The organism is Bacillus sp. K2I17, from assembly GCF_002209985.1.
Classification (GTDB): Bacteria; Bacillota; Bacilli; order Bacillales; family Bacillaceae_G; genus Bacillus_A; species Bacillus_A wiedmannii.
The window spans coordinates 223,625-238,183 of the sequence record NZ_NJGF01000005.1 but is presented as its reverse complement, the minus strand read 5'-3'; the positions used below and the strand labels follow the sequence as shown (position 1 = coordinate 238,183).

The window sequence follows — 14,559 nt, the reverse complement described above, 5'->3', positions numbered from 1 at the left end:
GATTACCTCAATGCATATGAAAATATCTGCTCTTATTGAGGCTCAACTAAGCCTTAGTAATGTTGTGAATATTAGCGAGACTGATTTAGATGGAAAGGTTACTCATAGAATAAAAGCTAATAACATGTCGCTTAACGTGGAGAATTTTAACGAAGCTACACCTTTTTATGCACGTGCCGCACAGGAAAGAGGACATTCGTTAGGACCAATCATGCGATTTGATCATGATGATGCACAAGGAACTGTCATGCGATTAGAAAAATATAGCGGTGATGGAAAAACAAAATCGAGATGGGATTTTAAAATTAATCATGAAAACAGAGAATTGTTACTAACACCAATAGAAACAGGGGGAGCCTTTGCGGTAAACGCGATTTTAAAAACAATTCATCATACTTGGAACGGAAAACATTTTCAAATGGGTGATTATCATTTCTGGGTAGATGCATCTAAAAACTTACGTATCAGAAAAGGAGCACCTGCAAGTGATACTGACGGAACAATTATAGTAAATGTACCATAGAAGGAGGAAATTACATGGCATTACAAATCCCTAAATATGTTTTAAACAATGGTCTAATTGCAGAGAATGCATACGCAATTATTACAAATTTAAATGGTAACACTACCATGACGATAGAATTAACATTATATATTTCAAAAGAAGCTTTCTCAGAAGAAAGACCATCTATCGATGTGCGACTTTTCGATTATGAGCCTGATACATCCGAAAGGTCGTATAACTATCACGTGCAGGGGTACGACTATTTAAAAACAATTTTCCCTGATGCAATTCATGCTGAATAACGTATTGAAATAAGATTCTTGTAACAAAACGAAGCGTGCTTATAGCAGGCTTTTTTTATTGTCAAAAAGGAGATGAGAACGGTGGACCAATGTAAAGATTGTGAGACAAACAAAACAAAGATTCAAAACATGGAAGTACGTCTTGCAGTTGTGGAAAGCAAAGTAATAAAAATAGAAGAAAGTATTGAAAAAATTAGTGCTAATACCACTTGGATTCTTCGAATCATTATTGGCGCAATTGTAACAGCTTTAATTGGATTATTACTAAAGGGTGGTGTGTAAGGAATGCCACTCACAAAAGAAAATATTAAAAGGCGTTTGCGTAACTGGAAAACTCATGTTGCGCTTTTTTCATGCCTTGGATTAGTTTTATCAGCATTTGGCATTACAGGGTTTGAGGGGAAATTAGAAACGATTCAAAAGGCGGTTTACTTATTTGGCATTGCGCTAGGTATTTGGACTGATCATGAAGATAAAGGGGAAGATGACAAGTGAGAAAATCTATTAAAATCTTAGTATCAATTTCGATGGCTGCTGTGATTGCATTAACTTCTGCAGTAAGTGCTTTTGCGGATAGAGAAATGATTATTCCAGGACTACCAAAAGTTGAATACCGCAATGGATATGGAGCATATGAGGGCGTTGTGGCGCATTCTACAGCAACGCCAGAAGCTCCGGCTATTAATATTAGAAATTATGAAGCTAGAACATGGAGAAGTGCATTCGTTCATTATGCAACGGATTGGGATGAAAATATTCAAATTGCTTCTACTAAATATCAAGCTTGGGGAGCTGGTCCAGCTGCCAACAAACGGTTTGTTCATGTAGAATTATCCGAAACAAGTGACCCTATTAAATTTAAGAAATCATATGAAAGATATGTAAAGCTACTTGCTAAAATTCTACGTGATAGAAATATCCATCCAAGTGTTGGATTATGGACTCATAAAGATATTACATACAAACTTGGCGGTACAGATCATGAAGACCCAATACAATATCTTAAAAGTCATGGTGTATCAGAATCTCAATTTAGAAACGATGTTTTAAAGGTATATAACGGACATTCTGTCACTGTGGAAGCAAAACCACAACAACCATCTGAAAGTGTGTTAGAAGCAAGTGGAGTGGCTTATATTGATGGTCAAAATGTTAACCTTCGGTCTGGGCCATCCACAAGCAATAGTGTTATTCGTAAGTTGCAAAAAGATGAGTCCTATAAAGTTTGGGGTAAGCTAGGGAACTGGTTAAATGTTGGGGGTGATCAGTGGATTTATAATGATTCTTCATACATTCGTTATAAAGAAGAATCTTCATCTGTGGAAGGTAAACGTGTAGTTTCTAAAGTGAATGACTTACGATTCTATTCAAAAGCTTCCTGGTCTGATAGAGATGTTTCAGGAACTGTCGATGAAGGTTTAGGATTCACAATCATTGATAAAGTATCTGTAAATGGCTCACAGCAATATAAAGTGAAGAATAGTAAGGGTAATGTATTCTATATTACAGCTAGTCCTTATTATGTAAAAATTAAATAGTAAGCATAAAAAGGGCCGGCTCTTAATTGAGTCGGCTTTTTTAATATTAATTTGCTAATTTAGTATTTCCAGGTATGTATTTAAATGATTTTTCTCTATTTTTTTCAAATTCATCATCCCAGATACATTTCACTATAATAAATTGATTACTTAAAGGATTAGTACTAATTTGAAATGAAACTGATAAACCTGCACTAATTTCGGTGGGAGCAAAATTATTTCTTGTATCAGTCAATTTTAGCCCATCAAAGGAATAGCTAGATGGATATCCACCTCCTGGTATTATATCGTTTTCTTGTACTTTTTCTAATTCTTTATCATTGATAATGATTCGGATATTTTTTGCATCGGAGTGCCCTGTATTACTTATTTTGATTGATTTAATACCTTTTAGACCACTATTTCCCTTTATCTCTTCCCAAACTATATTAGCTTTCTTTTTATCATCTTGCTCATGTTTAAACTTTTTTTTGTTAATGTTAGTATTCTGCCAATTAAAATATAATGCTAAACAAGATAAAACTAAGCTAGTAATACTAAGGATACCAGTCCAGTTATTTATTATAAAATCCTTCAAAAGAAACATCCTTTCACAAAAAAATAAAACTATTATAATGTAATAGCCAAAAAACAACTTTTGTAAGTCGGCTTTTTTCTTTACTTTAAATCAGATATCTTTCTAACTTGTTTTTCCTTCTTTTTAAAGTTCCTCTTATATTGTTTGAATTCTTCTTTATCCACATAAAACTTTTCGCCAGTAGCTACATTCTTTACTAATTGTGTTTTCATGAAAAAGAATTTTGTATAATAGTAAACTAAAAATGCCACTAAAGAAAAAGTGAAGGTTGGAATAAAGAGAATAACCGCAACGATTATTAATGCAACATCTACAGATGAATATATTGACTTTAATACTAAACGTTTTCCAGCTGCAGCTTGAGCTTGTTCTAATTGTTGCATACGTTGTAGCGATGCTACAGTATCATAACTCATGAAATAACCTCCTGATAATTAATAACAAAATCATTATATCAAACATTGGAGATATTGGGATTATTTATCAATATTTACTGGATTGTATATAACTCTACTTGCTCAAGTAATTGAGTAACTTGCTTATGTCTTTCTCTAAGTTCATCTAAAGGTATATTTGTAACAGCAGCGTTTTGGATAAAAAAGTTTTTATGAGAATGCCATTTGTAAATAAGGTGCGCAATTTCTGGACGATATTTATGTTTTAGTAATAAAGCTGCAATACCTTTTTGTTTCGAATAAATATCCCTAATCAATTTGTCCTTTTCAAAGGCTATTGGATTGGTAATCATATAAGTCCTCCTTTTAAAATTTTTATTGTACGAGGTTTAGATGGATCTCGTTGAATATAGCCTTTCTCTTCTAAGTGCATTAAATGCCCGTGCGCTGTGGAACTAGAAGCCAGTCCAGTTGCTTTACAGATTTCCCTAACAGTGGGAGGATATCCGTTTTCTATAACCTTTTCTTGGATGAATGTTAGTATTTCAGCTTGTCTAGGAGTTAATGGTTTCATTGTGTGTATCCTCACTTTGTGTATGAAATATATAGCCATATAATACCAAGATAACGTTAAAAAATCAAACGCTTGTTCGTATTTTATCAGAGGTATTATGCTCCCATAAACTCTTTATCAAAGTAAAACTTGTCCATTAAGTTGTTTACAATCCCGTTGAAATATGCGAATTTACCCTTCTTCATTTTTGCTCCGGATTTAATTTTCATAACAAACTCTTTCATAGCTTTTAAGCCGATAGTAAGTTCTTGCCCCTTATCAAATGCTTTATCACCTGTAGAGAAGTTTGTAACTTTATTACACTGTCTTACGACCTTCCACAGTTCTTGAATCGTTTTAGATTCAGAATAGAAAGAGCTAACTAAAGAAACAAAACGTTCTGGTACCCAATGAGCAACGAAATCAGCTTGTTCAATATTCTCTTCTGGAGTATTGCTATTCTCATTACTATTACGTTTGTTTATATCTTTTATATTTTGTTTTAAGGAAACAGGGGTTGTTTTAATGGTAGGACACTTTGTAGGACTTTTTATATCTACCTTGTTGGACACTTCTTCCACAATTGGTTGAATAATAATAGCGTTAGAAGTTTGTAGCATATCTTTTGTACGTTTCATCGCTACCTGTTTAATCATCCCTAGATCCACAAGTTTCTTCATTAAACGTTGCACAGTTTTATATGAAACTTCCATCTTTTCAGCGATTCTATTTTTGCATAGGAAACTAACACCTACATATTTACAACTGTGGCGCTTTAAAATTTCAAGTAATGCAATTAGTTTCGATTGTACGTCAGTACGCTTAATAGACATACGGATAGCGTCTCTATATGCACGTACAGTTTTATTTAGTTCTTCTACTTCCTTAAATGTAGAAAGATTGTGGAAGGATTCTTTAGTTGCGATAATATCTATTCTTTTTCTTTTCATATTATATGTCCCCTTTGTGGAAACAAAAAAGCAACGTCACCAATTTGGTAAACGTTGCCGAAGAAACCCTACATGATGTAAAATAATTCATGAGAGTATAGCAAGTGTTTACCTGGCGTAATCAGGTTGACGGTATATATAGTGTTGGTCGCACTTTATATACACGCTGTGCTCTTTTGTTTTGTCTCGAATTTTTTCGGTATTCAAGACTAGCTACTTGCGGGGCTGGAAAAACTGAAATGCTATTTTACGGTATGGAAGAGGCATTGCGAAAAGGAGAAAGGGTTTGTATCGCAACGCCAAGAACAGACGTTGTACTAGAATTAGCGCCGAGATTACAAAAAGTGTTTCCAAATGTAAATGTAGCGTCCTTATACGGAGGAAGTGAAGATAGGGAAAAAGATGCAGCGTTAGTCGTTGCAACGACTCATCAATTGTTACGTTACTATAGAGCGTTTCATGTCATGATTGTAGATGAGATCGATGCCTTCCCGTATCATGCGGATCAAATGTTGCAGTATGCAGTGCAACAAGCGATGAAAGAGAAAGCAGCGCGTATTTATTTAACTGCAACTCCAGATGAAAAGTGGAAGCGTAATTTCAGAAGTGGTAAACAAAAAGGTATCATTGTCTCTGGACGATACCATCGTCATCCGTTACCAGTTCCTCTATTTTGCTGGTGCGGAAATTGGAAGAAAAGTCTCCACCATAAAAGAATTCCTCGATTGTTACTACAATGGTTAAAAATGTACGTAAGCAAAAAGTATCCCATTTTTTTATTTGTTCCTCATGTGCGATATATAGAAGAATTGAGCCTGATATTGAAAACGTTGGATCCTAGAATCGATGGTGTACATGCAGAAGATCCGATGAGAAAAGAAAAAGTAGCAGCTTTCAGAAAGGGAGAAATTCCGTTATTAGTTACAACGACAATTTTAGAGAGAGGAGTAACTGTGAAGAATTTACAAGTAGCGGTGTTAGGGGCGGAAGAAGAAATCTTTTCAGAAAGTGCGCTTGTACAAATTGCAGGCCGAGCAGGTCGTAGTTTTGAAGAACCTTATGGCGAGGTCGTTTATTTTCATTGCGGTAAGACAGAGGCGATGGTACGCGCGAAAAGGCATATTCAAAGTATGAACAAAAAGGCGAAAGAACAAGGATTAATCGATTAATGCATTGTCTACTTTGCGATGAGTATATGTTGGAAACAGTTAGTTGGTACACCTTCTTTGTAAAGTCTCACAAAAAATATATATGTGATAGGTGTGAGCGGAAACTTTCCTATATTATAGGAGAGATTTGCATGGAGTGTGGGCGACTTTTAGAGGACTTGACTTCCGAATATAAAGAAAATGATATTTGTGTGGATTGCATAAGGTGGATAAAAGAGGAGAAGTATCGTCCTTTTAAAAATCGTTCTTTGCACGTGTACGATGATGAGATGAAAGAAATATTAGCACAGTTTAAGTTTCGGGGAGATGCGGAGTTAGTTCATATTTTTTATCGATCCTTTCGGGAGCTGTTTCAAAAGCATTTTACGAGCGTTTCAAGTGTTATTGCTGTTCCGCTTAGTAGGGAACGGGAATATGAACGTGGTTTTAATCAGGCAGAGTTATTAGCAGCATGTTTACCTGTCAAAATTTCTTATCCCTCATTAAGAAGAAGGGAAACAGAAAAGCAAAGTAAGAAGACACGTAAAGAAAGGCTTTCGGGAAGTAATCCTTTTTATTTTCAGGGAGAAGATATGTTTCATGATCAACATATTTTACTCGTTGATGATGTATATACGACAGGAATTACAGTTAGACAAATTGGAAGTCTTTTATACGATAAAGGAGCAAGGGAAGTTTCTAGTTTGACGCTTTGTAGAAGTTGATCTGTAACTGTCGAAAGGGATAATAAAAAGACGATAAGTCTTCTTTGACTTCGTAAGTTGTCATTCGTTATAGTCAAAGTATGGGGCGAATGCCCTGATTTTTAGAGTGAAGGGAATGGAATGAACATGCAAGGAAGAGTGAAATGGTTCAATGCAGAAAAGGGATTTGGGTTTATTGAGCGTGAAGATGGTGATGATGTGTTTGTTCATTTTTCTGCTATTCAACAAGATGGATATAAGTCATTAGAAGAAGGACAACAAGTTGAGTTTGACATTGTAGATGGAGCACGTGGACCACAAGCAGCTAATGTTGTAAAACTGTAGGAATATTGTTTTTGGGAAGAGAGAGCTGCGTTTGTGGCAACGTTATATATATGGTAGAACCTCTTGTTTTTTGCAAGGGGTTTTTGTTATGAATCAAGTTGTCAAAAAGTTGTTTCTTTTCTGTAACGAATTGTCCACAGTTATATTCGTTATTCACGATGTTAATAGGATAAAATAAAGATAGAAACGATGCATCTTTTCATTTCAACAAAAAACGATAAAAAAATCGCAATTCCACTAATTTTTTTAAAAAAGTTAGAAGGAGTTTTTAAGCCAATGTCGAAATTATAGTACATAGGCTTGAAAGGAGGAATTCATCTATGAAATTCAACATTCGTGGTGAAAATATTGAAGTAACTCCAGCATTAAAGGAATATGTAGAGAAAAAACTAAGTAAGTTAGAGCGTTATTTTGATACATTCCCAGAGATTAAAGTTAATTTAAAAGTATACTCTGACAAGCAACGTGTCGAGGTAACAATTCCATTTACTGATTTATTACTTCGTGCAGAAGAAACTAATAGCGATATGTACGCTGCTATCGATTTAGTAGTTGATAAACTTGAGCGACAAATTCGTAAACATAAAACAAAGGTAAATCGTAAGTTACGTGAGAAAGGTTCTATGAAAACGAACTTTATCCTTCCAGAAGCAGTAGCTGTTCTGGATGCGGTAGAAGAGGATGAATTAGAACTTGTACGTACAAAACGATTTGATTTAAAACCGATGGACGTTGAAGAAGCGATCCTACAAATGGATATGCTAGGACATAATTTCTTCGTCTTCACAAATGCTGATACAAATGAAACTAATGTTGTATACGGCCGTAAAGATGGGAAATATGGTTTAATCGAAACTAAATAATAATTCAAAAGCGCAGCCGAAATGGCTGCGCTTTTTTTGCTGAAAATAGATTTTTTTTAAAAGTTTTCTTAATTTAGAACGAGACATTCGGCCGATTGTTGTCATAGTTATAAGACAAGTGTTACAATTATCATTAGGTATATACATTTTAGTTTTTTTAATTAGGAGAAAAATTGGTATAACATACATTTGATTTTTATAACGACTGATTGTAATAGAAAAAGAAAAAACAATCGGAAGTTTTATTTTAATAAAAAAGAGGAGCGTATTTCCTATGATCGGTATTTTAAAAAAGGTATTTGATGTAAATCAACGCCAAATTAAACGTATGCAGAAGACAGTTGAGCAAATTGATGCATTAGAATCATCTATTAAGCCACTAACAGATGAACAATTAAAAGGAAAGACGCTTGAATTTAAAGAACGTCTAACAAAAGGTGAGACAGTAGATGATCTACTTCCTGAAGCTTTTGCAGTTGTTCGCGAAGCTGCGACTCGTGTTCTTGGAATGCGTCCGTATGGCGTGCAGTTAATGGGTGGTATTGCCTTACATGAAGGGAATATCTCTGAGATGAAAACGGGTGAAGGTAAAACATTAACATCTACATTACCTGTATATTTAAATGCTTTAACAGGAAAAGGTGTTCACGTTGTTACAGTCAATGAATACTTAGCACAACGTGATGCGAGCGAAATGGGACAACTTCATGAGTTCCTAGGCTTAACAGTAGGAATTAACTTAAACAGCATGTCACGCGAAGAGAAACAAGAGGCTTATGCTGCTGATATTACGTATAGCACAAATAATGAGCTTGGATTCGATTACTTACGTGACAACATGGTTTTATATAGAGAACAGTGCGTTCAGCGTCCACTTCATTTTGCTATTATCGATGAAGTCGATTCTATTTTAGTCGATGAAGCACGTACGCCGCTTATTATTTCGGGACAAGCTCAAAAATCAACAGAGCTATACATGTTTGCAAATGCATTCGTTCGTACATTAGAAAATGAAAAAGAGTATTCATTTGATGTGAAAACGAAAAATGTAATGTTAACTGAAGATGGTATTACGAAAGCAGAGAAAGCTTTCCATATTGAAAACTTATTCGATTTAAAACATGTCGCACTTCTTCACCATATTAATCAGGCGCTTCGTGCACACGTTGTTATGCATCTTGATACAGATTATGTTGTACAAGAAGGCGAAATCGTAATTGTAGACCAATTCACTGGTCGTCTTATGAAAGGTCGTCGTTATAGCGAAGGTTTGCACCAAGCTATTGAAGCAAAAGAAGGCGTAGAAATTCAAAATGAAAGTATGACACTCGCAACAATTACGTTCCAGAACTATTTCCGTATGTATGAAAAGTTATCTGGTATGACTGGTACAGCGAAAACGGAAGAAGAAGAATTCCGTAGTATTTACAATATGAATGTTATCGTAATTCCAACGAACAAAGATATTATTCGTGATGACCGTGCTGATTTAATCTTCAAATCAATGGAAGGCAAATTCAATGCAGTTGTTGAGGATATTGTAAATCGTCATAAACAAGGGCAACCTATTCTTGTCGGTACAGTTGCAATTGAAACATCAGAGCTTATTTCAAAAATGTTAACACGTAAAGGTGTACGCCATAACATTTTAAACGCGAAAAACCATGCGCGTGAAGCAGATATCATTGCAGAAGCTGGTATGAAAGGTGCTGTAACGATTGCGACGAATATGGCTGGTCGTGGTACGGATATTAAGCTTGGAGACGATATTAAAAACGTTGGTCTAGCAGTTATCGGTACAGAGCGTCACGAAAGCCGTCGTATTGATAATCAGTTACGTGGTCGTGCTGGTCGTCAAGGGGACCCTGGTGTAACGCAGTTCTACTTGTCTATGGAAGATGAACTAATGCGCCGATTCGGTTCTGACAATATGAAAGCGATGATGGATCGTCTTGGTATGGATGATTCACAGCCGATTGAAAGTAAAATGGTTTCTCGTGCGGTAGAATCTGCACAAAAACGTGTAGAAGGAAATAACTATGATGCACGTAAGCAGTTACTGCAGTACGATGATGTACTTCGTCAGCAACGTGAAGTTATTTACAAACAGCGTCAAGAAGTAATGGATTCTGAGAATTTACGCAGTATTATTGAAGGTATGATGAAATCTACAGTAGAACGTGCTGTTGCGCTTCATACACAAGAGGAAATTGAAGAAGATTGGAACATTAAAGGTCTTGTTGACTACTTAAATGCCAACCTTCTGCAAGAAGGCGATATAAAAGAAGAAGAGTTACGTCGTCTTGCTCCAGAGGAAATGAGCGAGCCAATTATCGCGAAATTAATAGAGCGTTACAACGACAAAGAAAAGCTTCTGCCAGAAGAGCAAATGCGTGAGTTCGAAAAAGTTGTTGTATTCCGTGTAGTAGATACGAAATGGACAGAGCATATTGATGCGATGGATCACCTTCGTGAAGGTATTCATTTACGTGCTTACGGTCAAATTGATCCACTTCGTGAGTATCAAATGGAAGGATTCGCAATGTTCGAGTCAATGATTGCTTCTATTGAAGAGGAAATTTCTCGTTACATTATGAAAGCTGAAATTGAACAAAACTTAGAGCGTCAAGAAGTTGTTCAAGGTGAAGCTGTTCATCCATCTAGCGATGGCGAAGAAGCGAAGAAAAAACCAGTTGTAAAAGGTGACCAAGTAGGCCGCAACGATTTATGTAAATGTGGTAGCGGTAAAAAATATAAAAACTGCTGTGGTATCGGGAAGTAATACAGGGCGGTAGCCCAGATTGCTTTGCAAAATTTTACATCAAAAATGTATAATTAAGAAAGTTTAAACTCTCTCCGTCATAAGTGGAGAGAGTTTCCCTTGTTCTCATAAGAAAGTAACAGCAATTACATAGAGGTGAAGGAAATGGAATTAGTAGAAATTAGACAAGAATTAGAGAAAATGGCTAAGAGATTAGCGGCTTTTAGGGGGTCTCTTTGACCTTCCTACTAAGGAGAAACAAATTGCAGAGTTAGAAGAGACAATGATGGGTGCAGGATTTTGGGATGACCAACAAGGCGCACAAGCTGTAATTAACGAAGCTAATGCACTGAAAGAGATGGTTGGAAAGTTCCGTCAGTTAGATGAGACCTTCGAAAATTTAGAAATCACGCATGAGCTTTTAAAAGAAGAGTATGATGAAGATTTACATGAGGAGCTTGAATCAGAAGTGAAAGGCTTAATTCAAGAAATGAATGAGTATGAGCTTCAGCTACTACTAAGCGATCCTTATGATAAAAATAACGCTATTTTAGAATTACACCCAGGTGCTGGTGGAACAGAGTCACAAGACTGGGGTTCTATGTTATTACGTATGTACACACGTTGGGCTGAAAAACGTGGGTTTAAAGTAGAAACGGTTGACTACTTACCAGGTGATGAAGCTGGTATTAAGAGTGTTACTTTATTAATTAAAGGTCATAACGCTTACGGTTATTTAAAGGCAGAGAAAGGTGTACATCGTCTTGTACGTATCTCGCCATTCGATTCTTCAGGCCGTCGTCATACATCGTTCGTATCTTGTGAAGTCGTACCTGAGTTCAATGATGAAGTTGAAATCGAAATACGTTCAGAAGACTTAAAAGTTGATACGTACCGTGCAAGTGGTGCAGGTGGACAGCATATTAATACGACAGACTCAGCAGTTCGTATTACACATACACCAACAAACACAGTTGTAACATGTCAGTCAGAGCGTTCACAAATTAAAAACCGTGAGCACGCGATGAAAATGTTAAAAGCGAAATTATACCAAAAGAAATTAGAAGAGCAACAAGCGGAGTTAGATGAAATTCGCGGTGAACAAAAAGAAATCGGATGGGGTAGCCAAATTCGTTCTTACGTATTCCACCCGTATTCTCTTGTGAAAGACCACCGTACAAATACAGAGGTTGGTAACGTGCAAGCAGTTATGGATGGAGAAATTGATCCATTTATTGATGCTTACTTACGTTCTCGCATCTAATAAGCGAAAAAAAGCCAACAAAGTTGTCGGCGTATGCTGAGGATAATCGAGGATATAAAGAATTTGATTTTATTTCTATAGATGAAGTAAAGAGGAAGAGAAGTTGGAAACGACAACTTCTCTTTTTGATGAGATTATATGTAGCATACAATGTTGTATATTGTATTGTAAAAAGTAGAGAATAGTAAAACAGAGCGGCAATAGAGTAAGACTTGAACAGAACTTTTCTGATTTTCTGTTCAACAAGAATTCTTTATAGAAGTTTTTATGTTGTTCACAGAATTGAAACAACTTATGAAAGCTTTATATTATCAGGGTTTTTACTGTATTTTTGAAAAATATGAAATATACCTTAGTTTTTCTATATAAAGATAATGCTTATAATGAAAATGAGTGTGTTAGGAATGAAAAGAATATCAACAATGGGGAGCGATAGAAGTGAAAAAGAAATTGTTGGCTATTGCGTTAGGAACATCAGTCGTTTTTGCTTTAGGAGCATGTGGAAATAAAGAAGAGAGTAAGCCTTCGAAACAATCTGCAAGCACAGATAGCGCAGAGCAAATTTACCAAAAAAGTTGTATAGGCTGTCACGCGAAAGATTTATCGGGAGCAACTGGACCGGATTTACGAAAAGTGGGACAGAAATATGATGCAGCAGAGATTGAAAAGATTATTGAAAAAGGTCGCGGTTCCATGTCACCAGGAATTATTCAAGGTGAGGATGCGAAAAAAGTAGCTGAGTGGTTAGCTGAACATAAATAAAAAGGGTGAACTGGACGGGTTGGTTATATAATCTTATCCCAAAATGATTTTGGGTAAGAACTATGACGACTCGTTTCCTTTTTTTTGATGTAACATAACTGTAACAAAAATGTATCCGAACTGGAAACCGTTTGATGTTACAATGAGGTTTGTAGAATTTTGCTGAAATATATTACATAGAGTAGCGCTGCTAATAAAAAGCATGAATGGAAGCTACCTTCAACAAGAGTGGTTAAGCGAGAATAAAAGGTTATCTTTTATTTTCAGATGTACAGAAAAGTATTTCGAAAAAAATCATTAAGTATTGGGTGATAAATAATGATAAAAATGACGAATGTTTATAAGGAGTACCCGAATGGTATGAAAGCCATTGCTGGTCTCACAGTTAACATTAAACAAGGTGAGTTTGTATACGTAGTTGGACCGAGTGGAGCCGGGAAATCTACATTTATTAAAATGATGTATCGTGAAGAGAAGCCATCTACAGGATCAATTAATGTAAATGGACTTGTTATTGAAACATTAGCAGAAAGAGATGTTCCATATTTCCGTCGTCAATTAGGCGTAATTTTCCAAGATTTTAAATTACTACCTAAGTTAACGGTATATGAGAATGTTGCGTTTGCTTTAGAAGTAATTGAAGAAGAAAAAGAAGCCATTCGTGAGCGTGTAACAGAAGTTTTAGGTCTTGTAGGTCTTGAGGATCGTGCAGACGCACTACCAAGTGAACTTTCGGGCGGAGAGCAGCAACGTGTTGCGATTGCGAGAGCAATTGTTAATAGACCGAAGGTTGTAATTGCCGATGAGCCAACAGGTAACTTAGATATTGAAACAGCTCTTGATATTATGAAGATTTTTACGCGTATTAACGAGCGTGGTACAACGATTGTTATGGCGACACATAACTCAGATATCGTAAATACAATTCGTCATCGTGTAATCGCGATTGAAGGCGGAAAAATTGTTCGAGATGAGATTGAGGGAGGATACGGATATGAAGGCTAAGACCCTTAGTCGACATTTGCGAGAAGGTGTAAAGAATCTATCACGTAACGGATGGATGACATTTGCTTCTGTTAGTGCAGTAACAGTTACATTATTACTTGTAGGTGTCTTTTTAACAGCGATAATGAATATGAACCATTTTGCGACGAAAGTAGAGCAAGATGTAGAAATTCGTGTACACATTGATCCAGCAGCAAAAGAAGCTGATCAAAAGAAATTAGAAGATGATATGAGTAAGATTGCAAAAGTAGAATCTATTAAATATTCTTCTAAAGAAGAAGAGCTAAAACGCTTAATTAAAAGCTTAGGTGATAGCGGAAAAACGTTTGAGTTATTTGAACAAGATAACCCACTTAAAAACGTATTCATTGTAAAAGCAAAAGAACCAACAGATACAGCGACAATCGCGAAAAAGATTGAGAAAATGCAGTTTGTAAGTAATGTTCAATACGGTAAAGGTCAAGTTGAAAAATTATTTGATACTGTAAAAACAGGACGTAATATCGGGATTGCGTTAATTGCAGGTCTTTTATTCACAGCGATGTTCTTAATCTCTAATACAATTAAAATTACAATTTATGCTCGTAGTACAGAAATCGAAATTATGAAACTGGTAGGTGCAACAAACTGGTTTATTCGTTGGCCGTTCTTATTAGAGGGATTATTCCTAGGAGTATTAGGATCAATTATTCCAATTGGCTTAATTCTAGCTACGTATAATTCACTACAAAGTGTGTTTAACGAAAAACTTGGCGGAACAATTTTCGAACTTCTACCATACAGTCCTTTCGTATTCCAATTAGCTGGTTTACTAGTGTTAATCGGGGCTTTAATCGGTATGTGGGGAAGTGTAATGTCAATTCGTCGCTTCTTAAAAGTATAAAAAG

Annotated in this window: 17 protein-coding genes and 2 pseudogenes; 14 read left to right on the top strand and 5 right to left on the bottom strand. The window is 35.8% G+C overall.

Annotated features, from left to right (window positions below):
• The 5 genes from CER22_RS33020 to CER22_RS09290 all read left to right on the top strand — a co-directional run.
• A partial coding sequence (locus CER22_RS33020) for a hypothetical protein (protein ID WP_218824976.1) occupies positions 1-523 on the top strand: 523 nt, incomplete at its 5' end.
• A 14-nt stretch (positions 524-537) separates the two neighbouring features.
• A complete protein-coding gene (locus tag CER22_RS09305) occupies positions 538-807 on the top strand; it encodes a hypothetical protein (RefSeq protein WP_088608613.1) in 270 nt (89 codons plus the stop codon).
• 72 nt (positions 808-879) lie between these two features.
• Positions 880-1,089, top strand: a complete 210-nt coding sequence (locus tag CER22_RS09300; protein WP_088608612.1) for a hemolysin XhlA family protein — start codon at positions 880-882, stop codon at positions 1,087-1,089.
• Between the two features lie 3 nt (positions 1,090-1,092).
• On the top strand, positions 1,093-1,302 hold the full coding sequence (locus CER22_RS09295) for a hypothetical protein (protein ID WP_088608611.1): 210 nt from the start codon (positions 1,093-1,095) through the stop codon (positions 1,300-1,302).
• The gene (locus CER22_RS09290; protein ID WP_088608610.1) at positions 1,299-2,345 is read left to right on the top strand and encodes an N-acetylmuramoyl-L-alanine amidase; all 1,047 of its coding nucleotides are present in this window, start codon (positions 1,299-1,301) and stop codon (positions 2,343-2,345) included. Before CER22_RS09295 ends, CER22_RS09290 begins: the two co-directional genes overlap by 4 nt.
• A 46-nt stretch (positions 2,346-2,391) precedes the next feature.
• Here CER22_RS09290 and CER22_RS09285 read toward each other — a convergent pair whose 3' ends face one another.
• The 5 genes and pseudogenes from CER22_RS09285 to CER22_RS09265 form a co-directional block, all read right to left on the bottom strand.
• Positions 2,392-2,922, bottom strand: a complete 531-nt coding sequence (locus CER22_RS09285) for a hypothetical protein (RefSeq protein ID WP_088608609.1) — start codon at positions 2,920-2,922, stop codon at positions 2,392-2,394.
• Positions 2,923-3,002: 80 nt separating this feature from the next.
• Complete coding sequence (locus tag CER22_RS09280) at positions 3,003-3,338, bottom strand: hypothetical protein (RefSeq protein WP_088608608.1); 336 nt, start codon at positions 3,336-3,338, stop codon at positions 3,003-3,005.
• A 74-nt stretch (positions 3,339-3,412) separates the two neighbouring features.
• Positions 3,413-3,670 (bottom strand): hypothetical protein, encoded by a 258-nt coding sequence (locus CER22_RS09275; protein ID WP_088608607.1) that lies wholly within the window; start codon positions 3,668-3,670, stop codon positions 3,413-3,415.
• Between the two features lie 14 nt (positions 3,671-3,684).
• A pseudogene (locus tag CER22_RS09270) lies at positions 3,685-3,930 on the bottom strand (MarR family transcriptional regulator); the annotation flags it as partial.
• A gap of 56 nt (positions 3,931-3,986) precedes the next feature.
• Positions 3,987-4,820: a helix-turn-helix domain-containing protein gene (locus CER22_RS09265; RefSeq protein ID WP_088608605.1), complete on the bottom strand. Its 834-nt coding sequence runs from the start codon at positions 4,818-4,820 to the stop codon at positions 3,987-3,989.
• A gap of 212 nt (positions 4,821-5,032) precedes the next feature.
• Here CER22_RS09265 and comFA point away from each other — a divergent pair.
• From comFA to ftsX, 9 genes and pseudogenes are all read left to right on the top strand, one after another.
• Positions 5,033-5,989: pseudogene (gene comFA / locus CER22_RS09260) on the top strand (ATP-dependent helicase ComFA); the annotation flags it as partial.
• Complete coding sequence (locus CER22_RS09255; RefSeq protein ID WP_088608603.1) at positions 5,989-6,693, top strand: ComF family protein; 705 nt, start codon at positions 5,989-5,991, stop codon at positions 6,691-6,693. The pseudogene comFA and the gene CER22_RS09255, both read left to right, overlap by 1 nt.
• 126 nt (positions 6,694-6,819) lie before the next feature.
• Positions 6,820-7,017 (top strand): cold shock protein CspC, encoded by a 198-nt coding sequence (gene cspC, locus CER22_RS09250; RefSeq protein WP_001990088.1) that lies wholly within the window; start codon positions 6,820-6,822, stop codon positions 7,015-7,017.
• A gap of 320 nt (positions 7,018-7,337) precedes the next feature.
• Complete coding sequence (hpf, locus tag CER22_RS09245) at positions 7,338-7,880, top strand: ribosome hibernation-promoting factor, HPF/YfiA family (RefSeq protein WP_000671189.1); 543 nt, start codon at positions 7,338-7,340, stop codon at positions 7,878-7,880.
• 274 nt (positions 7,881-8,154) lie between these two features.
• A complete protein-coding gene (secA, locus tag CER22_RS09240) occupies positions 8,155-10,662 on the top strand; it encodes a preprotein translocase subunit SecA (protein WP_048542521.1) in 2,508 nt (835 codons plus the stop codon).
• 144 nt (positions 10,663-10,806) lie between these two features.
• A protein-coding gene (gene prfB, locus CER22_RS09235) for a peptide chain release factor 2 (RefSeq protein ID WP_096001656.1) occupies positions 10,807-11,905 on the top strand; the annotation gives its coding sequence in 2 pieces (ribosomal slippage) (positions 10,807-10,878 and positions 10,880-11,905; 1,098 coding nt in all).
• Positions 11,906-12,343: 438 nt separating this feature from the next.
• On the top strand, positions 12,344-12,667 hold the full coding sequence (gene cccB / locus CER22_RS09225) for a cytochrome c551 (protein ID WP_000727965.1): 324 nt from the start codon (positions 12,344-12,346) through the stop codon (positions 12,665-12,667).
• 318 nt (positions 12,668-12,985) lie between these two features.
• Complete coding sequence (ftsE, locus tag CER22_RS09220) at positions 12,986-13,672, top strand: cell division ATP-binding protein FtsE (RefSeq protein ID WP_000594325.1); 687 nt, start codon at positions 12,986-12,988, stop codon at positions 13,670-13,672.
• A complete protein-coding gene (ftsX, locus tag CER22_RS09215; RefSeq protein ID WP_087983949.1) occupies positions 13,662-14,555 on the top strand; it encodes a permease-like cell division protein FtsX in 894 nt (297 codons plus the stop codon). The genes ftsE and ftsX overlap by 11 nt, the downstream gene beginning before the upstream one ends.
• Positions 14,556-14,559 lie beyond the last annotated feature (4 nt).